Source organism: Spiractinospora alimapuensis, from assembly GCF_018437505.1.
Lineage (GTDB): Bacteria > Actinomycetota > Actinomycetes > Streptosporangiales > Streptosporangiaceae > Spiractinospora > Spiractinospora alimapuensis.
In genome coordinates this window covers 5,021,110-5,043,972 of the sequence record NZ_CP072467.1, presented here as the reverse complement: position 1 = coordinate 5,043,972, position 22,863 = coordinate 5,021,110, and the positions used below count along the sequence as shown (strand labels likewise).

18 protein-coding genes and 1 pseudogene are annotated in these 22,863 nt (G+C 68.4%); 6 read left to right on the top strand and 13 right to left on the bottom strand.

The window, feature by feature from the left end; genetic code table 11:
• Positions 1–136: 136 nt before the first annotated feature.
• Positions 137–1,198 (bottom strand): C40 family peptidase, encoded by a 1,062-nt coding sequence (locus tag J4H86_RS23585; RefSeq protein WP_236540441.1) that lies wholly within the window; start codon positions 1,196–1,198, stop codon positions 137–139.
• Positions 1,199–1,835: 637 nt separating this feature from the next.
• Here J4H86_RS23585 and J4H86_RS23580 point away from each other — a divergent pair.
• Entirely contained in the window at positions 1,836–5,087 is a 3,252-nt protein-coding gene (locus J4H86_RS23580) for a tetratricopeptide repeat protein (protein ID WP_236540439.1), read from the top strand.
• Positions 5,088–5,455: 368 nt separating this feature from the next.
• Here the strand turns inward: J4H86_RS23580 and J4H86_RS23575 are convergent, their stop codons facing one another.
• The 5 genes and pseudogenes from J4H86_RS23575 to J4H86_RS23550 all read right to left on the bottom strand — a co-directional run bounded on the left by J4H86_RS23575 (position 5,456) and on the right by J4H86_RS23550 (position 11,495).
• A complete protein-coding gene (locus J4H86_RS23575; RefSeq protein ID WP_236544149.1) occupies positions 5,456–6,532 on the bottom strand; it encodes an ABC transporter ATP-binding protein in 1,077 nt (358 codons plus the stop codon).
• Between the two features lie 137 nt (positions 6,533–6,669).
• Positions 6,670–7,726 (bottom strand): annotated as a pseudogene (locus J4H86_RS23565) (ABC transporter ATP-binding protein).
• A gap of 7 nt (positions 7,727–7,733) precedes the next feature.
• The gene (locus J4H86_RS23560; RefSeq protein WP_236540437.1) at positions 7,734–8,687 is read right to left on the bottom strand and encodes an ABC transporter permease; all 954 of its coding nucleotides are present in this window, start codon (positions 8,685–8,687) and stop codon (positions 7,734–7,736) included.
• The gene (locus tag J4H86_RS23555) at positions 8,687–9,691 is read right to left on the bottom strand and encodes an ABC transporter permease (RefSeq protein ID WP_236540435.1); all 1,005 of its coding nucleotides are present in this window, start codon (positions 9,689–9,691) and stop codon (positions 8,687–8,689) included. Before J4H86_RS23555 ends, J4H86_RS23560 begins: the two co-directional genes overlap by 1 nt.
• Before the next feature lie 85 nt (positions 9,692–9,776).
• Complete coding sequence (locus tag J4H86_RS23550; protein WP_236540433.1) at positions 9,777–11,495, bottom strand: ABC transporter substrate-binding protein; 1,719 nt, start codon at positions 11,493–11,495, stop codon at positions 9,777–9,779.
• Positions 11,496–11,959: 464 nt separating this feature from the next.
• Here J4H86_RS23550 and J4H86_RS23545 point away from each other — a divergent pair, with 464 nt between their 5' ends.
• The 3 genes from J4H86_RS23545 to J4H86_RS23535 all read left to right on the top strand — a co-directional run bounded on the left by J4H86_RS23545 (position 11,960) and on the right by J4H86_RS23535 (position 14,249).
• Positions 11,960–12,895 (top strand): 3-methyladenine DNA glycosylase, encoded by a 936-nt coding sequence (locus J4H86_RS23545; protein WP_394356532.1) that lies wholly within the window; start codon positions 11,960–11,962, stop codon positions 12,893–12,895.
• Complete coding sequence (locus tag J4H86_RS23540) at positions 12,892–13,707, top strand: carbon-nitrogen hydrolase family protein (RefSeq protein WP_236540429.1); 816 nt, start codon at positions 12,892–12,894, stop codon at positions 13,705–13,707. Before J4H86_RS23545 ends, J4H86_RS23540 begins: the two co-directional genes overlap by 4 nt.
• Before the next feature lie 299 nt (positions 13,708–14,006).
• Positions 14,007–14,249, top strand: a complete 243-nt coding sequence (locus J4H86_RS23535; protein WP_394356410.1) for a hypothetical protein — start codon at positions 14,007–14,009, stop codon at positions 14,247–14,249.
• 165 nt (positions 14,250–14,414) lie between these two features.
• Here J4H86_RS23535 and J4H86_RS23530 read toward each other — a convergent pair whose 3' ends face one another.
• Together J4H86_RS23530 and rlmN are read right to left on the bottom strand one after the other, a co-directional pair.
• Positions 14,415–14,879 (bottom strand): hypothetical protein, encoded by a 465-nt coding sequence (locus J4H86_RS23530; RefSeq protein ID WP_236540427.1) that lies wholly within the window; start codon positions 14,877–14,879, stop codon positions 14,415–14,417.
• A 7-nt stretch (positions 14,880–14,886) separates the two neighbouring features.
• Complete coding sequence (rlmN, locus tag J4H86_RS23525) at positions 14,887–15,981, bottom strand: 23S rRNA (adenine(2503)-C(2))-methyltransferase RlmN (RefSeq protein ID WP_236540425.1); 1,095 nt, start codon at positions 15,979–15,981, stop codon at positions 14,887–14,889.
• 250 nt (positions 15,982–16,231) lie between these two features.
• Here rlmN and J4H86_RS23520 point away from each other — a divergent pair, with 250 nt between their 5' ends.
• Positions 16,232–17,299: a suppressor of fused domain protein gene (locus tag J4H86_RS23520; protein ID WP_236540424.1), complete on the top strand. Its 1,068-nt coding sequence runs from the start codon at positions 16,232–16,234 to the stop codon at positions 17,297–17,299.
• 203 nt (positions 17,300–17,502) lie between these two features.
• Positions 17,503–18,348 carry an NmrA family NAD(P)-binding protein gene (locus J4H86_RS23515; protein WP_236540422.1) on the top strand — a complete coding sequence of 282 codons (846 nt, stop codon included), beginning with the start codon at positions 17,503–17,505 and terminating at the stop codon, positions 18,346–18,348.
• Positions 18,349–18,397: 49 nt separating this feature from the next.
• Here the strand turns inward: J4H86_RS23515 and J4H86_RS23510 are convergent, their stop codons facing one another.
• The 5 genes from J4H86_RS23510 to rpsB form a co-directional block, all read right to left on the bottom strand.
• Complete coding sequence (locus J4H86_RS23510) at positions 18,398–19,333, bottom strand: phosphatidate cytidylyltransferase (protein WP_236540420.1); 936 nt, start codon at positions 19,331–19,333, stop codon at positions 18,398–18,400.
• A gap of 3 nt (positions 19,334–19,336) precedes the next feature.
• Positions 19,337–19,894, bottom strand: a complete 558-nt coding sequence (gene frr, locus J4H86_RS23505) for a ribosome recycling factor (protein WP_236540418.1) — start codon at positions 19,892–19,894, stop codon at positions 19,337–19,339.
• 56 nt (positions 19,895–19,950) lie between these two features.
• The gene (pyrH, locus tag J4H86_RS23500) at positions 19,951–20,718 is read right to left on the bottom strand and encodes a UMP kinase (RefSeq protein ID WP_236540416.1); all 768 of its coding nucleotides are present in this window, start codon (positions 20,716–20,718) and stop codon (positions 19,951–19,953) included.
• Positions 20,719–20,840: 122 nt separating this feature from the next.
• Positions 20,841–21,677, bottom strand: a complete 837-nt coding sequence (gene tsf / locus J4H86_RS23495) for a translation elongation factor Ts (RefSeq protein ID WP_236540414.1) — start codon at positions 21,675–21,677, stop codon at positions 20,841–20,843.
• Positions 21,678–21,711: 34 nt separating this feature from the next.
• The gene (gene rpsB / locus J4H86_RS23490; RefSeq protein ID WP_236540413.1) at positions 21,712–22,668 is read right to left on the bottom strand and encodes a 30S ribosomal protein S2; all 957 of its coding nucleotides are present in this window, start codon (positions 22,666–22,668) and stop codon (positions 21,712–21,714) included.
• Positions 22,669–22,863 lie beyond the last annotated feature (195 nt).

Here is a 22,863-nt window from a genome sequence, read left to right as displayed (position 1 = left end):
GGGCCGTACGCGAAACGGCCCCCAGCGTGTGCACGCTGGGGGCCGGGGCGCCGCTGGTGGGCGCCTGGTGGGTGAGTGCTCTGCCCCCAGCCAGAGGCGGGATAAGGCTGGGGGCATCGCCCTCGGGTTGGGTTGGCTAGTTCGGGCGAATCGCTCCGACGTAGACGCCGTCCCAGTAGTCGGCGAGGTTGACTTCCTCGATGGGCTTCGCCGGGTTCGAGCCGTGGATCATCTTGCCGTCGCCCGAGTAGAGGCCGACGTGGGTCGGCGCGCTGCTGTCGTAGAAGAACAGCAGGTCCCCGGGCTGGATGTCCGAGCGGTCCACGCGGGTGCCGAAGTTCCACTGGTCCTGGGAGACGCGGGGCAGCGTCACGCCGCCCTGTTCCCAGGCACGGAGCGTGAGGCCCGAGCAGTCGAACCCGTCCGGGCCGGTGCCGCCCCACACGTAGGGCTTGCCGATCTGGGCGCGGGCGAACTCGATCGCGGCCGCGGCCCCCTGGGCGTTCGACGAGGGAGCCGGGTCCGAGCTGGAGTCGGAGCCGCCACCGGAACTGGCGCTGGAACCGCCGCTGGACTCGGAGGACTCCGATGAGGCGGAAGACGACGAGGACGACGACGCGGAGTCGGTTTCCTCCTCGGCGAGCACGTCCTCCAGTTCGGCGACGGCTTCCTCGCCTTCGGTCATCCGGTCCTCAGCCTCGGCCAGCGCGGCTGCGGCCTCTTCCTCGGTCTCGACCGCCTCGTCGCGCAGGGTGTCGAGGCGCTGCCGCTCCGCGAGGTAGTCGGCGAGGGTGTTGTTGTTGTTCTCCGAGAGGTAGGACAGGTCCGCCGACCCGGAGAGGGCCTCGTCGGGGTCACCGTCGAAGAAGAGGTGCATCCCCTCATAGTTCGCGCCGGCGTAGGCGGCCGTCGCGATGTTGCGCACCTGGTCGGACTTGCTGTCCAGGATGTCCTCGACGTCCGAGAGTTCGCCCTCGATGGTCTCGAGACGAGACTCGGCCGCTTCGTGGTCCTCAAGGGCCAGGTTGTAGTCCTCGGTCAGGGTGGCGAGCTCTTCCTCGAGCTCCTCCTGCTGAGCGCGCGCGTCATCGGGGTCCGCCTGGGCGATGCCGGTGCTCAGGGCGAACGCACCAGCGGCGACCGCGGCCATCGTGCCCATGCGTCGGGCGCGCGCCGGTCGAGCTCCGTTTCGTTCCACGAGAGCGATTGCCTCTCTCCCCACAGTCCGCCTACCGCGGTGGGCGCCCCCGGAGGGAGCGGATCCGCACCAGCGCCCCGAGCTCGTGAAGGGAGCGAGGGAGCCCCGTAGAGGGCGAGCGCTGGAGTGAACCGGACACAGGTCGCCGGATGGCGGGGTCCGCACGGGGGCGGGAGGACTGTGTCGGCGGTTCGCGGCCTCTGCTCGTGGGTGGACGGTGTGTTTGACGACTGAGCAGAGTGCGGCGGGGGTCGACCGCTATCCCACAGAAACGGGATAAGACTGAACGATCCGACCTGGTGACGAACCATAGGCGATACAAATACAGCTCGCTACCAGGGCTTTTACCCGAGCGTTACCGATTCGCTGGTGATTGGTGACTAACCGGGTCGGCTGAATCCTCCGCACCGACGGGGTTGTGGGGCCCGCTCCTCCTGCCTCTTCTCCGTCCGACCAGTTGATGGGTGTGAGATGTGTCATTGACTCACCCATGACGTTCTCCGGTCGCGAAGCGAGTGACTCAGGACACGCCACATGTCACCCTTGTCGATAGGGTTGTCACCAAATCCCCGCTTGGGAGGGGGTCCTGATGCAGCCGTAGGCTCCGCCTGGGCCACCGCGCCCACGGTCGGCGACGGTGGTGCGCAGTGCCGACGCGATCCCCACGCGTCTCCCCCCATCCGCCGAGGTGATCAACCTGGTCGCAGAACACACTCCCGGCTCCGCCGAGTCAGGTCCGACGCGCCGCGTTCGCACGTCCTGGCTCGTGGTCGGCCTGGGCATGTCCATCGTTCTCATGGCCGTTCCCACCTATCTGGAGACCTCGACTCCACTCCTCGATCACCTGCCCGAGTCAGTGGTGTGGGTGCCGGCGGTCACCGCTTCGGTGGGCAGCGCCCTGGCGGGTGTGTTCTTCGGGCTGTGGTTCGAACCCCAGGGATCGTCGTCGCCGAGCGACCGCGGTGGCGCCAAGGCCGCGCTTCCTCCGCCCCCGGCCCACATGGTGGGCTACCACTCACAGCGTGCCGCGATCGGGCGTGTCCTGCGCCGGTTCCCCCGACCGGGGTGGCGGGGCGTGTTGGCCAGGCTGCGCGGCCGCTCCGTACCCGGCGACGCCCCCGCCGTCATCGTGATCACCGGTGGGCCCGGCATCGGTAAGAGTCAGTTGGCCAACCACATGGCGCAGGAGTTCGGGGACCGGTTTCCCGACGGGGTGCGCTGGGTGGAGATGCACGGTGACGCCTCCACCCATGAGGCCTCGGAACTGGAGAACGCGGCCGACGAACGCGACGACTCCGCGTCCGAGGGACGGGTGGCCGCACTACTGCGCATGATTCGGGGCCAGCGGGACACGAACACCGCGACCCTGGAGGTTCCCGACGGCGGACGGAGGGGCTCCAGAGCGCCCCGCACCCGAGAGAGTCTGCTCAGCGAACTGATCGAGTGGTTCAGTGACACCCCGCGCACCCAACCAAGCCAACTCGCCCAGACCTGGTGGAACCTCACCAGCGGGAAACGCATCCTGCTCGTGCTGGACAACGCGACCTCGTCGGAGAAGGTTCGTGCCTTGCTACCCTCCAGCCCGTTGAGCGCCGTCATCGTCACCAGTCCGGTCGCGTTCAGTGACGCGCGCCTGCACTACGAGGAGGTCGCGCTAGAGGGGTTCTCGCCGTACGAGGGACTGGAACTGCTGGACAGGATCGCCGGCCACACGGGAGTGATGGACGACCGGCTGCGAGAGCACCGCAGGCGTTGGCGCATCGTCGAGCTCTGCCACGGCCTACCGCTGGCGCTCGGCTTCTGTGGCACCATCCTGCAGCAGCCGAACGCCGACAGGTCCGCTACCGACGCCCCGGATCCCAGCGTGGTCCTGCTGCGACAACTCGAGAACGCCGCCGAGACGCCCATCATCCACGACGCGACCAACGGGTTCCTGTCGTCGTTCCGCATCGCCTTCCATGAGTGCACCGCACGCCAACGACTCCTGCTCCGGCGGATGGCGGCCAGTGGTTTCGAGGAGGCCAGCGCGGTCACGGCCGCGGCCCTCCTGGGCGTCGGCACCTCCGAGGCGCAGACGCTCCTGGACGAACTCGCGACCCGGTTCCTGCTCGACCCCCTCGGGCCGGCCTCGGACGGGGTACGCCGCTACCGACTTCCCGAGCTCATCGCCGTGTCCCTCCGCGAACTGGACTCCACCTCCTTCGACCTGTCGCCGGCGGAGCGCTCCGCATGGTCGCCGGAACGCACGCTCGTCGCCACCCGTCGGGTACTGGTGGTCTACTGCTTTCTCGCCGAGTCCGCCGCCGACGCGCTCAACGGCACCGACGACCACTTTCCGCAACCCGTCCGTGAGGACCTCACCGAAGTCGAGATCCTGGCGGTGGAGCCTTCGGCGCACCCGCAGCAGTGGCTGGCCCGGGACCGCCAGACACTGTTGCGGTGTCTCACCACCGCGGAAACCCAGGGACACGTCGAGCTCCAGTGGCGCACTTCCCGCGCGGTCTCCCAGATGTGCCAGGTCCTGCGGATGCACTGGGACGAGTGGGAGCGCGCCGTCCAGTCCCAGCGCCGCGCCGCGGAACTCCTCGGCGACCAGCAGCGGATGGCGATGGCGCTCCTCGACCACTCCGAGATCCGCGCGAACCAGGGCCAGTACGACGAGGGCGCCCGGTATGCGCGGGACGCCCACGCGCTGTGCGTCGACGCGGACCTGGACCCACGCTGGCGGGCCCGAGCCGACCGCGCGCTCGGGGTCAGCCTGCACCGAAAGGGTGAGACCGCGCGCGCCCTCGTCCAGCTCGAGGAAGCGGTGCGGGTCTTCACCGAACACGATGAGTCGCGTTGGCTCGCCCGCACACAGGCCAACCTCGGCGACCTCCAGGACCATCTCAGCAAGTACGACGAGGCGGAGGAGCTCCTCCGTCGGGCCATCGCCCAGTTCGACCAGGCGCGGGACAACCAACAGCACGACCTCGCCCAACTCCGGCTCGCGGAGGTTCTGGCCAACCGGGGGCAGGCGCTACAGGCGTGGGTTCTGCTGCAGGAGATCCGTGGCCGCACGGACACCCGCCGCCAGTCCTGGTACCACGCCCGCTGTCTGCGCGCGCTGGGGTCCCTGGACAGCCGACTGCTGAACTCCCAGTGCGCCGACGTCTTCGCCGGCACCACCCAGTGGGAGGAGAGCATGACGCGTCGCGCCAGGGAACAGTTGGGGCACGCGATGGAGACCGCCTCAAGGGGACGTCTTCGCCGCCGCCAGGTGTTGACGGGTTTCTCGCCACGGTCCCAGATCGCGATGCTCGAGGAGGCCATGAGCATCTTGCGGCGCATCGGCGACCAGTGGGGCCTGCACTGGACCACCCTCACCCACGGTCTGTTGCTCATCCGCATGTCCGATGTGGTCAAGGGTCGCGAACAGGTGGTCGCCGCCGCGGAGGGCTTCGCCGCCATCGGCGACCCGTGGTGGTTCGCTCGCTCCCACCGTTTCGCCGCGCAGGAGATCCTCACCATGCTCCTGCGATCCGACGACGGCGGTACCCCTTCCTTCGAGGGGTACGGGCCGTTCGGTGTCCTGGACCTGGTCGCCGCGTCCCCCTGGCGCCAAGGTGTGGTCTCCGAGGCTCGTGTCCACGCCGAGACCGCCCACGACGCCTACGCCGAGGCCGACCAACCCGTCGGCGTCCTGCTGACCAAGATCCTGCTCGTTCGGATCGACCGCGCCGCCGGCGGCATCGCCCCGGAGCGACTGCGCGGCCGGCTGTCGGCCTACGCCGAGCAAGCCCGCGAGGAGGGTTTCCTCCAGGTCGAACGCGAGGCGACGAAGTGGCTTCACTGGCTCAGAATCACCAGCGGCGGATCCATGCTCCCCCCGAACCACCCGGCCCCGTGACGCGACGTCGTGGACCTGTGACGAGGGGCGGTTGGCGACACTCTCCGGGGACCGTTCGCCGGACCGCGCCCGGCCGGGACACGCCGCACGACTCGCCGCTTGGGTTCTCCCCCTCCGCGACGAACCACCCAGCGGCGCTCCGCGTCCGGCAGGCGGCCAGAACAGGTGGTGCCGAGTGTTCCGTGCCCGAACGCGGCGGTCGACGTCCACGCCTGGCCGGGGTACACGACGCGGCGGGGGGACGGCCACGATCCGGCACCCACGACCGACGGGCCAGGCTCGGAGTCCCAGGGACGCTTCCGGGCCGGGGACGCCCTCCGATTTCCGGTTGGGCCGCACGGGGGCTCGCGCGGCCCAACCGGCCAGGGTCAGGCGGTGGGCTGGACGATCGTGGCGGTGTCACCGGCCTTGGGGTGGATGGTGCCGGCCTTGATCTCCTCCGCGTAGTGGCAGGCGACGCGGTGGTCCGGACCCACGCGGCGCAGAACGGGACGCTCGTCGGCGCACCGTTCGGGTTGGGCCCATGGGCAGCGGGTGTGGAACCGGCAGCCGGCTGGAGGGTTGGCGGGAGAGGGGAGGTCCCCGGTGAGGAGGATGCGTTCGCGGGTGTCCTCCACCTCGGGATCGGGGACGGGCACCGCCGACATGAGGGACTTGGTGTAGGGGTGCATCGGTTCGGAGTAGAGGGTGTCGGAGTCCGCCTCCTCCACCAGTCCACCGAGGTACATCACGCCCACCATGTCACTGATGTGGCGCACGACGGACAGGTCGTGCGCGATCACCAGGTAGGTCAGACCCTTGGACTCCTGGAGGTCCTCCAAGAGGTTGAGGACCTGGGCCTGGATGGAGACGTCCAGCGCCGACACCGGCTCGTCACAGATGATCAGGTCAGGCTCCAGCACCAGGGCCCGCGCGATGCCGATCCGTTGCCGCTGTCCACCCGAGAACTCGTGCGGGTAGCGGTCCAGCGCCGATGACGGCAGTCCCACCGTCTCCAGCGCGTCGACGATGAGGTCCCGACGCTCCGCCTTGGAACCCCCGAGGTCGTGGACGTACAACCCCTCGTTGAGGATCGTCGCGACGTTCTGCCGGGGGTTGAGACTGCCCAGGGGGTCCTGGAACACCATCTGGAGGTGTCGGCGCTGGCGCCGCATCTCCTCGTTGGAGAGCCCAGCGAGGTCGGTCCCCTTGAACCACACCGAGCCGTCGGTCACCGGCGAGAGGCGCAGCACCGCCCGCCCCAGTGTCGTCTTGCCGCAGCCGGACTCCCCCACCAGCCCGTAGGTCTGACCCTGCCGGACCGACAGCGACACCCCGTCCACGGCGTAGACGTGACCGACCACCCGGTCGGTCAGGATGCCGCTGCGGATCGGGAAGTGCACCTTGAGGTCGTCCAGCGTGAGCAGGACCTCCTCGTCCACGGAGTCCCCATCGGCCTCTCCCATGTCACCGACCGGAGTGCCGGACTCCTCCGTGGCGAGGGCCTTGTCCCGGGCGTCGGAGGTGGCCTCGTCCGGCTCCGGAGGGGACGAGCCCTCGGGGGTGCCGGTGTTCTTGTCCTCGTTGGCGGAACCGTCGCTGGTCAACGTCGCCCCCCTTCGTGTTCGGGCTGCGGATGGCGCACCGGGTTCGCGCACCGGTAGAAATGGTCGCTCGTCGACACGGTGAGACCGAGGGTCCCGTCCAGGCAGTCCTCGGTGTAGTGGTCGCACCGGGGCGCGAACGCACAGCCGTCGTCCCAGGCGATGTTGTCGTTGACCGAACCGCGGATCGGCGTCAGTGGCTCGCCCCGTGGGGCGTTGAGCCGCGGGATCGACCCCAACAGGCCCGCGGAGTAGGGATGGGTGGGAGCGGCGTAGAGCGCGTGACGCTGTGAGGACTCCACCACTTTGCCGGCGTACAGCACGTTGATGGAGTCACACAGCCCGGCGACCACGCCCAGGTCGTGCGTGATCATCAACAGGGCCGTGCCCTCCTCGGTCACCAGATCCCGGAGGAGCTCCAGGATCTGCGCCTGGATCGTCACGTCCAGGGCCGTGGTGGGTTCGTCGGCGATGAGGAGACGGGGCCGACACGCCACCGCGATGGCGATCAGCGCACGCTGCCGGATACCGCCCGACATCTGGTGCGGGTACTCCTTGAGCCTCCGCGTCGGGTCGGGGATCCCCACACGTTCCAGGAGGTTCGCCGCCTCCGTCCGCGCGGCCTCGCCCTTCATGCCTCGGTGGCGTTTCAGGATCTCGGTGACCTGCCGCCCGATCGGCACGACCGGGTTGAGCGAGGTCAAGGGGTCCTGGAACACCATGGCCAGTTGGGAGCCCCGGAGTTCCCGCATGGGCTCCCGGCCCAGCGCCAGTAGGTCGACCACGCCGCTGAGGTCCTGTCGGGCCCGTCCTCCGGTGGGGACGAACTCGTCCTCCAGCTCGAAGTGCGCGCTGCCGGAGACCTTCACCCCCGCGGTCGGGAAGGAGGCCCATCAGGGCCAGGGATGTCACGCTCTTGCCGCAGCCGGACTCGCCGACCAGCCCGACGATCTTGCCTTGTTCCAAGGCGAAGGAGATCCCGTTCACCGCATGGAAGTCGGGTGTCCCGCGCCGGGAGAACGTGATCGCCAGGTCCTCCACGCTCAACAGGGTCATCGAGACATCAACTCCGCAACTTCGGGTCGAGGGACTCCCGCAGCGCCTCGCCCAACAGGGTGAACCCGAGCGCGGTGATGATCGCCACCGCGGGGTACACCGCGAGCTGGGGCGCGGCGGACAGGAACCGTTGGGCGTCGGCGAGCATCGTTCCCCACTCGGGCGAGGCCGAGTCCGGGTTGCCCAGTCCGAGGTAGGACAGGGCCGCCGCGTCGATGATCGCGATTCCCAGGGCGAGGGTGGCCTGCACCAACACGGGGCCGAGGGAGTTGGGCAGGATGTGGCTCAGGGCGATCCGGGGGGTCTTCACACCCAGCGCGCGGGCCGAGAGTACGTAGTCCCGGCTGGACTGGGCGATCATGGATCCACGGAGGAGCCGCGCGAACTGGGGGATGTTGGCGACACCGACCGCGACCATGACGGTGAGGAGGCTTGGGCCGAGGATCGCGGCGACGGTGATCGCCAGGAGCAGGGTCGGCATGGACAGCAGGATGTCGATGATCCGGCTGAGGGTGGCGTCGATGCGCTGCCCCCATCGGCCGCCGAGGCCGGCCGCCGCACCGGCGAGGCCGCCGATGATGGCTCCACCCACGAGTCCGAGAAGGGTGGCGACCACGCCGACGAGCAGGGACTGGCGCGCCCCGATCACCATACGGGAGTACTGGTCCCGGCCCAGGTTGTCGAGGCCGAACCAGTTCTCCGCGCGGGGTCCGACGAAGATGTTCTGGTTCGGGAAGACTTCGTTGCCCCAGGTCTGTGCGCCGGGTGCGTAGGGTGCGATGAGGTTGCCCAGGAGGGCGACCAGCACGAAGAGTCCGACGATGACGGCCCCGGTGATGGCCATCGGGCTGCGACGTAGCCGGTCGAAGGTCTCCCGCCAGATCCCGCGCCCCTGTCCGTGGGTGACGCGTTTCGCGGTGAGCTCCGCCAGCCGGTCGATCCGTTCGGTCTTGCGGGACATCAGTTCACCCGCACTCTCGGGTCGAGCAGGTTGTAGGAGATGTCAACCAGCGTGTTGATCAGGACATAGATCAGCGCGATGATCAGGATGAACCCCATGACGACGGGATAGTCGCGACTCTGAGTGGCTTGGTAGATGAAATAGCCGATCCCGTTGAACGCGAACACGCTTTCGGTGAGGACCGCGCCCGCCAGCAGTTGGCCGGAGAGGTAACCGATGGCGGTGACGACCGGGAGCATGGAGTTGCGCAGCACGTGGCGGCCACGGATGGTCTGGCGGTGCAGCCCCTTGGCCTCCGCGGTGCGCACGTAGTCCTCACTGAGTACTTCCAAGACGCTGCCGCGCGTCATGCGCACGATCACGGCGAGAGGGATCGTCGCCACGGCCGCCGCGGGGAGCACCAGATGCATGAACGCGTCCAGCGCCGCGTCCCACTCGCGGGTCATGAGTCCGTCGAGGATCGCGAAGCCCGTGATGTTCGTGGCGTTGAGACCCGCGGACTGCCGGAAGGCCGAGGGGAAGATGCCGAGGTTCTCGGCGAAGATCACCTTGAAGATGTAGGCGAGGAAGAAGACGGGGGTGCAGATCCCCAGCAGGGATCCGCCGATCGCGGCGAAGTCGAGGAAGCGACCTCGGTTGCGCGCGGCGATGTAGCCGAGGGGGATGCCCAGGGTGACGGCGATGAGGATCGCCAGGATGGCCAGCTCCGCGGTCGCGGGGAACCGAGTCGCGAACTCCTCGAGGACGGGGCGGCCGGAGGCGATGGAGACACCGAGGTCTCCCTCCGCCAGGCGGCCGAGGAACTTCATGTACTGGACTGCCACCGGTTCGTCCAGCCCCAGTATCTCTCGCATCTGTTCGCGCTGTTCCGGAGTGGCGTTCTCCGGCATGAGGGCGAATTCAGGTCCGCCGGGCAGGCGGTTGAACCAGATGAACAGTACGACCGAGAGACCGAACAGCGTGGGGATGAGCTGGAGGAGGCGGCGAACGATGAAACGCGACACGCGCGAAGTCACCTCTCACTCGTCAGGCGTTGGCTGCCCGACCCACAGGGGCCGGGCAGCCAAGACTGTGCCTATTTGGTTGTGGTCACTCCGCCCAGGAGGTCTCGGCGAAGTCCTCCTGCGTGAGCGGGCTCACCGTCGGCGGGTCGATGTCCTCCGCGAAGGCGATGGACGGGGGCGAGGAGGAGAGCGGAAGGCCCGGCAGGTAGTCCATGATCGCCTCGTTCGCCTCCTCGTACAGCTCGATGCGCGCCTCGTCGTCCGGCTCGGCGTTCACGGCGTCGAGGGTGTCGAACACGTCGTCGTCCTCGAACCGCCACGCGCTCTTGTACCCGGCGAACCAGGTTCCGAGGAAGTTGTAGGTCTCGTTGTAGTCACCGGTCCACCCCAGGAGGTAGAGGCTGCACGCCCCGTCCTCGGTGTAGGGGATGTAGTCGTCCCAGATCAGGCCGTTCTCGTTGACCGTGATGCCCACCTCTTCGAGGTCGTTGGAGACCACGTTGAAGATGTCCTGCGGTGCGGGCATGTAGGGACGGGTGGTGTCCGTCGGCCAGCAGAACTCCAGCTCCAGGTCGCCCTCCTCGTATCCCGCGTCCTCCAGCATCTCGCGGGCGAGGTCCGGGTCGTAGTCGTAGGTCGTGACGTCGGAGGAGAAGCCGGAGAGGGTGTCCGGGATGAACTGGGTCGCGACCTCGCCGCCGGGGGGCAGGATGGTGTCCACGATGCGTTGGCGGTCCACCGCGTGGGCGATCGCCGTACGCACGTCCTTGTCGGCCAGCGCCTCGGCCTCCTCGAGGCGGTCGGGGTGGTCGTCCTCGATGCGCTCGTCGCCCACCATGGCGAGGTACATCACGTTGAAGACGTCGCGCTCGGGCACGTTGAACCCGGCGTCCGCCAACGGGTCGACGTCGGCGGGGGCGACGAGGTCGTATCCGTGGATGTCACCGGCTTCGAGAGCCTGCCGACGGGCGGTCTCGTCGTCGATGGTCTTGATGATCATCTCGCGGATGTTCGCGGTGTCGCCCCAGTAGTCGTCGAAGCGCTCGAGCTTGACCTCTTCGGAGCCGTGATCCCAGTCGACGAGCTCGTACGGACCGGTGCCGGCGATCGTGTCGTCGAGGGCGTACTCGGGCAGGGACGGGTCGTCGCTGTCGCCGCCGACCGGGTCGTCCGGGATCTGCTCGATGGTGCTGGGGCTCAGCAGCCCCATGGCGGCCATGCTGAAGGCACCCGGGTACCGGGCCGAGTACTCCTCGATCTCGATCGTGACGGTGAGGTCGTCCTCGGCCTCACAGCCGACGAAGTTCGAGTCGGGCATGTCGTCGTCCTCGTTCTCGGCGAAGCCGTCGAAGAGAACGTTCCAGTAGTACATAACCGAGCTGGACTGCGCCATTCCGGTGGTTTCGTTCCACCGTTCGTAGTTGGCGCAGACCGCGTCGGCGTTGAACTCGTCGCCGTCGTGGAATGTCACGCCGTCACGCAGGAAGAAGGTCCATTCGGTACCTTCTTCGTTGTGCTCCCAGTCCTCGGCGAGGGCACCTTCGAGTTCGGTGCCGCCGGGCTCGTGCCGGAGGAGTGCCTCGGTCGTCTGCCGGGAAACTCGGAAGGTCTCGCCGTCACTGGCGTAAATCGGGTCCATCGATCGCGGGTTACTCGCACCTGCGAAGATAAACGGATCGCTTTCGTTACGTTCCGATGCGTCACCACCGCCGTCCCGGTCACTCTGGGCACAGCCGGCTGCGGCCATAGCCAGGGCCATCGCCGCCGCGGCGGGCAAAAGAAGTGATCTCTTGAGTCTCCGCATACTCCCACCTCGTCGTCGGGTGTGTCGGAACGCTGCGTCCGAATCCACGCCATTATGACCGCTTTCTCCGGTTAGGAGATCACCCGGAACGGCGCATACCGAGAGCGATACGCGCTCTTAATGGGAATGTTTCTGATCCGTACCCCACGTGACACGCTCACTCTCCGCTATTCATCGAGGGAGTGACACCCACCAGGAACGTTCGTTCGAAAAACGAACGCCACTCGAGCTGCCAAAATCCTCCGCCGAAACCTGGCACAGTTTCTTTCCGAACGCCGGAGTCGTAACTCTCGGAAATATCCGGTGTCCCGGGTCGACTACTCCCCGAGTTTGTCGCCCGGGGTCGGTGCTCGATTTCCCGTACCAGGGGCTCTTCTCGCCGCGCCACGTCCGGACGGCCCGCGGCGGGCGGCGCCCGCCCCCGCTCGGATCCCCGCGCGACGGCGCCTATCCTGTGCAGCGTGATCCAGGTTCTCGACCAGGGCGAGTGGGCGGCCCGCCAGGAACGCCACACGGCGCGTGCCCAGGCGCTGCTCGCCGGGCACCGGCGCCGCCGCGCCGCGGGTGAGCCCCATCCGGTGGAGGACTTCCTGTTCACCTACTACAGCTACTCGCCCAGTCGGTTGTCCCGGTGGCATCCGGGGGTCTCCGCTCTGCTGACCGGGGACGGCGCCCAGGAGTTCCTGTCCCGGCGCCACTACACCTCGCGGCCGGTGCCCGAAGACGCCGCACGGGCCTCAGGTCAACGCACAGGCGTGGGCGTGGACCGGGAGGGGTTCCGGGCCGACCGGAGCCGTGCCATCGACTTCGTGTCCCGACTGCTGCGCGCCACCCAAGACCGTCCCGCGTTCCTCGGCTGTTTCGGGTTGCACGAGTGGGCCATGGTGTACCGGCAGTCACCCGAACAGCAACGCCACGCGCGGGTTCCGCTGCGCCTGGGGAGAGCGGAGACCGACGAGGTCGTGGCGTCCCACCGGATTCGCTGCTCCCACTTCGACGCGTTCCGCTTCTTCACGCCCCCGGCGCGGCCGCTGAACGAACGGCAGCCCGCGCGGGACACCCAGGTGGAGATGGACCAGCCGGGTTGCCTGCACGCCACGATGGACCTGTACAAGTGGGCCTACAAGCTCGCACCGGCCACGTCGGGGGAACTGGTCCTCGACTGCTTCACGTTGGCGCGCGACGTCCGGGAGCTCGACATGCGGGCCTCCCCCTACGACCTGCGCGCATACGGCTACGAACCCGTCGCGATCGAGACGCCGGAGGGTAAGGCGCAGTACGTCGCCGCGCAACGGCAGTTCGCCCGGCGCGCGTCGGAGCTGCGAGGGCGGCTCCTCGAGGTGTGCGCCGCGTTGGAGCACACCGAGGCCAGCGAGACGAATTGGGAGGTCGCGTCGTGAAGGTCGCGGTGGCGCAGTTCGCGCCCACGGAGGACAAGACCGCCAACCTGAGGACGGCGGAGGGGCTGGTCCGACAGGCGGCGGAACGGGGCGCCCGGGTCGTGGTGCTGCCGGAGTACACGATGTTCACGGCTCCGCGAACCGACACGCGCTTCGTCACGGCGGCGGAACCCCTGGACGGCCCCTTCATGACCGGTCTCCGGGGCATCGCGCGGCGCCTGGGCCTCGTGGTGGTGGCGGGGGTGAACGAGTCCACCTCCGACCCGGATCTGTTCACCAACCGCCTGGTGGCCCTGGACGAACGCGGAGAGCTCGTCGCCTCCTACCAGAAGCTGCACCTCTACGACGCCTTCGGCGCCCGGGAGTCCGACGTCGTGCGCCCAGGGGACATCGCCGCGCCGGAGACCTTCACCGTGGACGACACGGTCTTCGGGCTGCAAACCTGCTACGACCTCCGGTTCCCCGAGGTGACGCGGCGTATCGTGGACGCCGGGGCCGACGTGTTGCTGATGGGCGCGCAGTGGGTGCCCGGGCCGCTCAAGGAGGACCACTGGGTCACGTTGCTGCGGGCGCGGGCGATCGAGAACACCCTGTACGTCGCGGCGGCGGCGCAGAATGCCCCGACCGGCGCGGGTCGGAGCATGATCGTCGACCCGATGGGGGCGCCGATCGCGTCCCTCGCGGAGGAGACTGGTGTCGCGGTCGGTCACGTGCGCCAGGAACGTACCGCGGAGGTGCGTGAGCGTAACCCCGCGCTGCGGGTGCGGCGCTTCGCGGTGACGGCGCGCCCCACCAACTCGACAACCGGCTAGACGGCCCGCCGAGAGGCGCGGTTCCGCTTGAGGGGCGCCGACTCCCCGAGGCGTGGGCGGCCCGTCACGGCGGTACGCGCTCACCTCTGGACGGCATCGCCTCGTCGGGACGCGCGCCGCCGGACACGCAAAGCGGACTTTCAGGAAAGCTTGATCAACATTTGACTACTCTACGGAGTTAAATGTAAACAATGAGTGACCGAAACGCGGTTGAATCGTTCCGACAGGAGCATGTCTCCGGTTCAACCGAGCCTCGGTGACGATCCGCAGACTGTCCTATTCAGGGGGGAGCAGGGACGTTGAGCGGTCTCAGCACGATGGGATTCTCCGTCGATCCCACAGTACTCACCGACACCGCCTTGGACACCTGGGCGTTGACCACGGCACAAACAATGGGAGACGCGTGCGCGGTCTGCCATTCGCACTGGCCGAGGCCACGCACAGCCCTGGGGGTGCTCGCGGACGGGAGCCCGATCTACTGCTGCGCCGAGTGCGCGGAGATCACCCAGACACCGGTCGGGGGGCAGATGGCGCTCGCCTGAGGTGGCCACGCGTGTTCGAGGAACGAACCTCGCGTCCGACACGACGGCCGGAATCGACCGTCCACCCGGCGCCCACGACCGGCGCCCACTCGCAGCGGTCCAGCGCCATGCCCCCGCGCTTCCATCGGTGCCGCCACGCCCCGGGCGCCAGGATCGTGCCGCCGATCAGAGTCCGAACCACGTGAAGGCGGCGTGGGGGACGAAGACCACGATGAGGAACCGCGCGATCCGCGCCGGAACGCTCACCGCGAGGAACACGACGACGTTCATCCGTACCGTTCCCGCCAGGACACACATCAGCAGGTAGGGCGGGACGCTGGCGAAGGCGCTCGCGCCCATGAGGGCGGCGAACCATACGGGACGGTCCTCGGCCTGTTCCCGCCACCGCGCCATTCGCCCCGCCCAGCGGCCGGGTTTCTTGCGCTTGAGCCAGCGAACGTTGAGGATTCGGCCCATGGAGTAGTAGGCGAGCTTCCCGATGGGCTGCATCACCCCCGCCCCGATCGCCATCGCGGCCAAGGCGCCCTCCGGGGTCACGGCGGTCGCTCCCACGAGATACACCTCGATGCTGACGAACGGCGCCAGCGCGCTCACCACGGCGACCGCCATGGCCAGGAGTACCTCGGTCATACCTCGGTTATGCCCGCGCCGCGAGCTGCCCGCAGGCCCCGTCGATCTCCTGTCCCCGAGTGTCGCGAACCGTCACCGGAACACCGTGCGACTCGAGCCGGCGCACGAACTCGCGCTCGTCCTCCGGCCGCGACGCGGTCCACTTGGATCCGGGCGTGGGGTTGAGCGGGATGAGGTTGACGTGGGCGAGCCTGCCGGCCAGCAGGCGGCCGAGCAGGTCCGCGCGCCACGCCTGATCGTTGATGTCTCGGATCAGGGCGTACTCGATGGAGACGCGACGCCCGGTCTCTCCGGCGTAGCGCCAGGCGGCGTCCAGGACCTCCGCCACCTTCCACCGCGTGTTGACCGGCACCAGTTCGTCGCGCAGCTCGTCGTCGGGAGCGTGCAGGGAGACGGCGAGCCGGACCTTCAACCGCTCCTCGATCATGCGGTTGATCGCGGGCACGAGACCCACCGTGGAGACCGTCACCCCGCGCTGGGAGATGCCCAGCCCGTCCGGTACCGGGTCGGTGATGCGCCGCACCGCTTGGAGCACCCGGCGGTAGTTGGCCAGTGGCTCCCCCATCCCCATGAACACGATGTTGCTGATCCGTCCGGGGCCGCCCGCGACCTCACCGCGCTCCAGGTCGCGTGCGACGGCCACGACCTGATCAACGATCTCGCCAGTCGAGAGGTTGCGGGTCAGACCGGCCTGGCCGGTGGCGCAGAACGGGCAGTTCATGCCGCAGCCGGCCTGGGAGGACACGCACAGGGTGTTGCGGTCCGGGTAGCGCATGAGCACCGACTCGAACAGGACCCCGTCGAAGGCTCGCCACAGCGTTTTACGGGTCTGGCCGTCGTCACAGGCGATGTGGCGGACGCTGGTGAGCAGTTCCGGCAGGAGGGCCGCACCGAGGGCCTCCCGGGTGGCGCCGGGGAGGTCCGTCATCCGCTCGGTGTCGCGCTCCAACCGGCCGAAATAGTGTCGCGCCAGTTGCTTCGCCCGGAAGGGTCGCTCACCCAGCTCCGAGACCACCTCGGCGCGCTCGGCCGCGTCCAGGTCAGCGAGGTGACGCGGCGGCTTGGCCCGCCTCGGCGCGGTGAAGGTCAGTTCTGTCGGCATCAGTGGCACCCACGGGGTCGGAAACACGGAGCTGGCTCGCGGCGCTGGCTAGAACCTGCACGATGCGCCATGATTGAGACATCAAGCACCCCCACGGGCAAGGCCGGTTGTCTTGGGGCGCCCCTGAAGTCTATGCGTGCGCAGCACCGCCGCCGGCCTGGTGAACGCAACGGTGCGCGGCGTCGGGAGGAGTGGGTCGGCACCCCATGGGCCGCGGATCCGAAGACACCTCCCGTGGTAAGGCGGGAGTATGACGGTGGACATCCTGCTCGACGAGGTCAGCCCGTACCGCAGCCGTCGGGTCACTGTGGTCAGCGACGCCCACACCACCCGCGCCCACCTCCGGGACCCACGGGGCGAGATCCTCGTGCCGGTGTGGCTGGCCAACCACACCCCCGCCCCCGCGGTCGCCGACCCCACGGCGCCCGGCAACGGGACGCTGGTACCGGCCCGGCACACCAAGCACCCCAAGGGCCATCCCCCAATCCTCTCCGACCAGTTGCGCGCGGTGTGGTTCGAGGAGGGCGACGGCGTCGCGCTCCTCGAGGGTGAGAGCCTTCTCGCCGTCATCCCCGGCTGGGCCGAGGCCGAGGTCGGTCTCCCGGGCTACGCACGCGAGGCCGTGGGGCGCAGCACGCACGCCTGGGCCCTGGACGACGTGGCGCACCGGCTGTGGCCCCGTGTGGTGCACGCCGACGCCTACTGGCAGTGGCGCGACGCCCCCGGCGCGTCCCGCACCGTACAGCGCACCGTGTTCTCCCACCTGTCCCGCACGATCGGCCCCGGCGACCACTACTGGGACGTCTCCGACGGACAGCCACCACTCATCTGCGTCTCCGAACGCCCCGCCACCGAGGGCCGCGACTACACCGTGGTCAGCACCGTGGGCATGTGTGGGCAACGCATGCCCACCCTCGACCGGTACATGGCCGAGTCCGCCTCCTACGCCCGGGTGGAACTCGCCATGGCCACCACCCTCCCCGCCGACCGCGCGGCTCACGTGTTCCGCTGGCTCGGAGTCTTCCCCTGGCGCGCCGTCACCTGGTTCGGTCCCGGCCACAGCGTGAAGTGGTTCCAGGGAGAGGACGGCTCCGGCCTCAGCCCCACCTACGCCGCCGCCCTCCTCATCACCGACCCCGCCGTCCTCCCGGGGCCGCCCGCCCCCGACACCTCGGGGCTAGAGTTCCACGGCGACCCCGTCCGATGGCTCTGGGTGGTCCCCATCACCCGCCCAGAACACATGTTCGCCAAGGAACACGACGCCGCCACCCTCCTCGACAAGCTCGCCGCCGAAGGCCGCAGTTGGGTCCTGCGCTAGGTCGTGTTCTCTCATGGCTCGGTTCTCTGGGAGCGCTGGGGGCTCGCGACCGCCAGGACGACGTTCGCTGCGTCGATCCCTTCAGACAGCCAACCAGGATGCGATGGGGTGGGCGTCCGCTTGACATCAAGTTAGGTTGATGGATTTGGCTCAGTGGTGTCTCTCCGGACTTCCCGGTGAGAGGCAACTCAGAGGAGTCACGCATGATCCTGGTCATTGGGGCGTCGGGCAAGGTCGGCGGAGCCGCGGTGCGGCAGTTGTCGGAGCGTGGGATTCCGGTACGGGCGTTCGTCCGGGATCCGGCTCGGACTCGGTTTCCGGTGGGGGTCGAGGTGGTTCGAGGCAACCTCGACGACCCGGAGTCGCTACGTAAGGCGCTGCGCGGTGTGGACGACGTCTTCCTGGTGTGGGCCGCGTTGGAGTTGGACCCGACACCGGTGCTCGACCTACTGACGTCCCATGCGCGGCGGGTGATCCATCTCTCCTCCGACGGGGTGAACGACGAGGTGGAGGAGCAGGCGGATCCCATCAACGGGATGCACGCGCGGATCGAACGGCAACTGCGAGCGTCCGGGATCCGACGGACGACGATTCGTGGTGGTGGGTTCGCCAGCAACGACTTGGAGTGGGCGAAGGGGATCCGGGCGAACGGCGTCGTCCGCGACCCGTTCCCCAAGGCGCGTCGGTCCATGGTGCACGAGGCGGACTTGGCCGAGGTGGGAGTCGTGGCCCTGACGGAGAACGGCCACGATGGTGCGACGTACACCGTCACCGGGCCGGAGATGCTCAGCACCGAGGACCGGGTCGCCATGATCGGCGAGGCGGTTGGTCGGCCGCTGCGTCTCGAGGAGCAACCGTTGGAGGAGGCCCGGATGGAACTCAGCGCCTCCGGACTTCCGGACGACTTCATCGACGCCATCCTGGAGGCGCACGAACTGTTCTCCCGGCCCGACTACGAGGAACAGCTGAACCCGTCCAGCGCCGTGACTGGTAGACCAGCCCGAACCTACCGGCAGTGGGCCCAGGACCACGCCGCGGACTTCCGGTGAGGTTTCCGATCCCGCCGGGATCCCCCGGCGGACACCGGGCGGAGCACGGCTACGCCGACGACACCAGGAGGGTGAGGACGAGCCAGGCGACAGGACCGGCGACGAGGAGCGAGTCAAGGCGGTCAAGGAGGCCACCGTGACCGGGAAGGAAGCTTCCCATGTCCTTGACGCCGGTGTCGCGCTTGATGACCGACTCGATCAGGTCGCCCAGGATCGCCGCCACGCACACCGCCGCACCGAGCACGATCCCGGCCCAGTAGGCCCCGTCCAACAGCAGGACGACGCTGAGAACACCGGCCACGACACAGGTCAGCATGGACCCGGCGAAGCCCTCCCAGGTCTTGTTCGGGCTGATGGTGGGGGCCATCTTGTGCCGGCCGAAGAAGATACCGGCGAAGTAGCCGCCGATGTCGCTGGCGATGGTGACGATGATGAAGACGATCAGCCGGGAGCGACCGTCTCCGTCGGTATCCAGCATCAGTAGCCAGAACGCCAGCATCATCGGCACGTAGACCAGGGTGAACAGGCTCGCCCCGACGTCGCGGAGATAGCCGTTCGCACCGCCGGCGAGCCGCCAGACCAGTGTGGCGATCGCGGTCAGCGCCAGTGCGCCGAAGAGCCACCGGGTTCCACCGAAGTAGGCGCCGGCGAGCATGGTGATGCCGCCCACGGCGAGCGGCAACACGGCGAGCTTCGTCTCCTGTGCGGCGAAGGCCCGCCACAGCTCGCGCAGACCCAGGAGGAAGCCCGCCGAGAGGACGACCACGAAGGTCCACTGGAAAGTGAACAGCGACCCCAGCACCAGCGCGCCGAGCGCCACCCCCGTGATGACGGCGAGAGGCAGGTTACGCCCGGCACGGACGGGCTGACCGTCGGGCTTGTGTAGGGCGAAGCCCTTCTTGTCCGAGTCGCCGGCGGTGCTCTCCGCCCGCGGCTCGGCGTTGTCGTTACCGGAATCGTCCGCTGAGGGATCGGGTGTGGACAAGGATCAGACCTCGAGGAGTTCCGCTTCCTTGTGCTTGAGCAACTCGTCGATCTGCCCGACGTAGGTGTGGGTCAGTTCGTCGAGCTGTTCCTGGCCCCGGTGGCCCTCGTCCTCGCCGATGTCGCCGGCCTTGACCGCCTTGTCCATGGCGTCCTTGGCGTGACGGCGGATGTTGCGGATCGACACCCGGGCGTCCTCGGCCTTGGAACGCACGACCTTGATGTACTCCCGGCGACGCTCCTCGGTCAGGTCCGGGAACACCACCCGGATCAGGTTGCCGTCGTTGGCGGGGTTCACGCCCAGGTCGCTGTCACGGATGGCGCGCTCGATCGCCGACAGGCTGGACTTGTCGAACGGCGAGATGACCACCATGCGGGGCTCGGGAACCTGGAACGACGCCAACTGGTTGATCGGTGTCGGAGCGCCGTAGTACTCGGCGGTGATCTTGTTGAAGGTCGCAGGGCTGGGGCGGCCGGTGCGGATGCCGGAGAAGTCCTCCTTGGCGACCACGACGGCCTTCTCCATCTTCTCCTCTGCTTCCAGCAGGGTCTCGTCGATCATGTCGGCTCCCGTGTGTCGCTGGTTCGTGCGCCGGATTGCGTTCGTGGGCGTCGCGGTCAGCTCGTCGCCGGCCCCACCAGGGTGCCGATCTTCTCTCCCCGCACCGCGCGAACGATGTTGCCCTGCCCGATCAGGTCGAAGACGACGATCGGCAGCCCGTTGTCCATGCAGAGGCTGACCGCGGTCGCGTCCATCACCTTCAGCCCCCGCGTCAGCACCTCGTTGTACTCGAGGTGGTCGAACCGCACGGCCTCCGCGTTCTTGCGCGGGTCGGAGTCGTAGACGCCGTCGACCTGCGTGCCCTTGAGCACCGCCTGGGCGCCGATCTCCAGCGCCCGCTGCGCCGCGGTGGTGTCGGTGGAGAAGAACGGCTGCCCGAGTCCGGCGCCGAAGATCACCACTCGGCCCTTCTCCAGGTGACGCACGGCGCGGCGCGGAATGTAGGCCTCGGCGACCTGGCTCATCGCGATCGCGGTCTGCACCCGGGTGTCCACGCCCAACCGCTCCAGGAAGTCCTGCAAGGCCAGGCAGTTGATGACCGTCCCGAGCATGCCCATGTAGTCGGCGCGGCCGCGCTCCATACCCGCGGCGGACAGCTCCGAGCCACGGAACATGTTGCCGCCGCCCACGACGACCGCGACCTCCACACCTTCGGCGACGGCGGCCGCCACCGAGGCGGCGATGTACTCGACTGTCTCGGTGTTGATCCCGAGTCCGTCGCCGCCGGCGAAAGCCTCGCCGGACAGCTTGAGGACGACTCGGTGCCAGCGCCGCTCAGGTGAAACCTCGTTCCTGGCGGGGATCGACCCCTCGGTCTCTGGCACTGTGCTTCGTCCTCCTCAGTCGATTCTTCTCGCCCGGACGTCCCACTGTGGTGACGCCCGGCCCCTCATCCTCATGGGAGGTGCCGGGGAACTCCCCGACACCTCCCATCATGTCAAAACCCTCAGGCCTGTCCGACCTTGAACCGCACGAAGCGCTTCACCGTCACACCGGCCTCGTCGACCACCTTCTGGATGGTCTTCTTGTTGTCCTTCACGAACGGCTGCCCCAGGAGAGTGGTCTCCTTGAAGTACCCGTTCACGCGACCCTCGATGATCTTGGGCAGGGCCTGCTCGGGCTTGCCCTCCTCGCGGGCCGTGGCCTCGGCGATGCGCCGCTCGTTCTCGACCACGTCCTCAGGGACCTCGTCCTTGCTCACGTACTTCGGAGCGAGGGCGGCGATCTGCTGGGCGAGGTCCCGAGCGGTTTCGGCGTCGGCCTTGTCCAGCTCCACCAGCACGCCGAGGGTCGGCGGCAGGTCCGGGTCGGACTTGTGGAGGTAGTTCGCGACGTAGGCGCCCTCGAACTTCGCGAACCGGCGCAGCTCCAGCTTCTCACCGATGATCGCGCTGGTCTCGTCGATGACGGTCTGCACGGTCTTGCCGTCGCCGAACTCCGCGGACAGCAGGGAGGCGACGTCCGCCGGCTCCTTCTGGTCCACGAACTCCGCGATGTCCGCCGCGAGCTTCTGGAACTGCTCGTTCTTCGCCACGAAGTCGGTCTCGCAGTTCAGCTCGACCAGAACCGCGGCGGAGTCTCCCGTGGTGTGGAGGGCGACGAGGCCGTTCGCGGCGACCCGCTCCTGGCGCTTGCCCACGTCCTTCGCGCCCTTGACGCGAAGGAACTCCACGGCGGCGTCGAAGTCACCGTCGGACTCCTCCAGGGCCTTCTTGCACGACATCATGCCGGCGCCGGTCAGCTCACGCAGCCTCTTGACGTCGGCGGCGGTGAAGTTCGCCATAACTAAAGAACTCGTTTCGTGGTTCGTGGGCTCGTCAGGACTCGGTCTGCTCGGGAGCCGAGGCGGTCTCCTCGGCCGGCGCGCTCTCCTCGGCCGGCGTGGCCTCGGCGGCCGGCGCCTCTTCGGCAGCGGCCTCGGCGGCGGGGGCCTCGGCCGGGGCGGCGGCCTCGGTGGACTCCGCGGGCGCATCCGTGGCGGGCTGCTCGGCAGCCGCCTCGTTGGCCTTGCCCTCCAGCAGTTCCCGCTCCCACTCCGCGAGCGGCTCCGCCGTGTCCTTCGCACCACCGGTGGACGCGCCCGAGCGGGCGAGCATGCCCTCGGCGGCGGCGTCGGCGACCACGCGGGTCAGCAGGCTCACGCTGCGGATCGCGTCGTCGTTACCCGGGATGGGGAAGTCCACCTCGTCGGGGTCGCAGTTGGTGTCGAGGATGGCGACCACCGGAATGTTGAGCTTGCGCGCCTCGCTGACGGCGATGTGCTCCTTCTTGGTGTCCACGATCCACACCGCGCTGGGCACCTTGGCCATGTCCCGGATACCGCCGAGCGTGCGCTCCAGCTTCTCCTTCTCACGGCGCAGCCCGAGCAGTTCCTTCTTGGTCAGACCAGAACCGGCGACGTCGTCGTAGTCGATCTCCTCCAGCTCCTTGAGCCGCTGGAGCCGCTTGTGCACGGTGGAGAAGTTGGTCAGCATTCCACCGAGCCAGCGCTGGTTGACGTAGGGCAGGCCGACACGACGCGCCTGCTCCTCGATCGCTTCCTGCGCCTGCTTCTTGGTGCCGACGAACAGGATCGTGCCACCGTGGGCGACGGTCTCCTTGACGAACTCGAAGGCGCGGTCGATGTAGTCCAGCGACTTCTGCAGGTCAATGATGTAGATGCCGTTGCGCTCAGTGAAGATGAAGCGCTGCATCTTCGGGTTCCAGCGCCGGGTTTGGTGTCCAAAGTGGACGCCACTCTCCAGAAGCTGGCGAATCGTCACGACTTCGGCCATGACTGGTCCTCCTTGCAGCCGGCGGACACATGCCCGCCACGGTTGGTCCTGGCGTCCTGGTCGGCCCGCCACCCGAAGGTGGACCGCGGGGCCGAACCCCTCCCGGCGGGAGGACAGAGGACGCGCGAATTGTTTGGCCCTGGGGCCACCTCGTGAGTTTAGCCGCTGCGCACCCCTTCACGCGCCCCCGGATTC

Coding starts and splice junctions, on each gene's coding strand:
- J4H86_RS23575 (WP_236544149.1), bottom strand. CDS start 6,532: ATGGGAGAGGCCGATGGGGACTCCGTGGACGAGGAGGTCCTGCTCACG.
- J4H86_RS23560 (WP_236540437.1), bottom strand. CDS start 8,687: ATGTCCCGCAAGACCGAACGGATCGACCGGCTGGCGGAGCTCACCGCG.
- J4H86_RS23550 (WP_236540433.1), bottom strand. CDS start 11,495: ATGCGGAGACTCAAGAGATCACTTCTTTTGCCCGCCGCGGCGGCGATG.
- J4H86_RS23530 (WP_236540427.1), bottom strand. CDS start 14,879: ATGACCGAGGTACTCCTGGCCATGGCGGTCGCCGTGGTGAGCGCGCTG.
- rlmN (WP_236540425.1), bottom strand. CDS start 15,981: ATGCCGACAGAACTGACCTTCACCGCGCCGAGGCGGGCCAAGCCGCCG.
- J4H86_RS23520 (WP_236540424.1), top strand. CDS start 16,232: ATGACGGTGGACATCCTGCTCGACGAGGTCAGCCCGTACCGCAGCCGT.
- J4H86_RS23515 (WP_236540422.1), top strand. CDS start 17,503: ATGATCCTGGTCATTGGGGCGTCGGGCAAGGTCGGCGGAGCCGCGGTG.
- frr (WP_236540418.1), bottom strand. CDS start 19,894: ATGATCGACGAGACCCTGCTGGAAGCAGAGGAGAAGATGGAGAAGGCC.
- tsf (WP_236540414.1), bottom strand. CDS start 21,677: ATGGCGAACTTCACCGCCGCCGACGTCAAGAGGCTGCGTGAGCTGACC.
- rpsB (WP_236540413.1), bottom strand. CDS start 22,668: ATGGCCGAAGTCGTGACGATTCGCCAGCTTCTGGAGAGTGGCGTCCAC.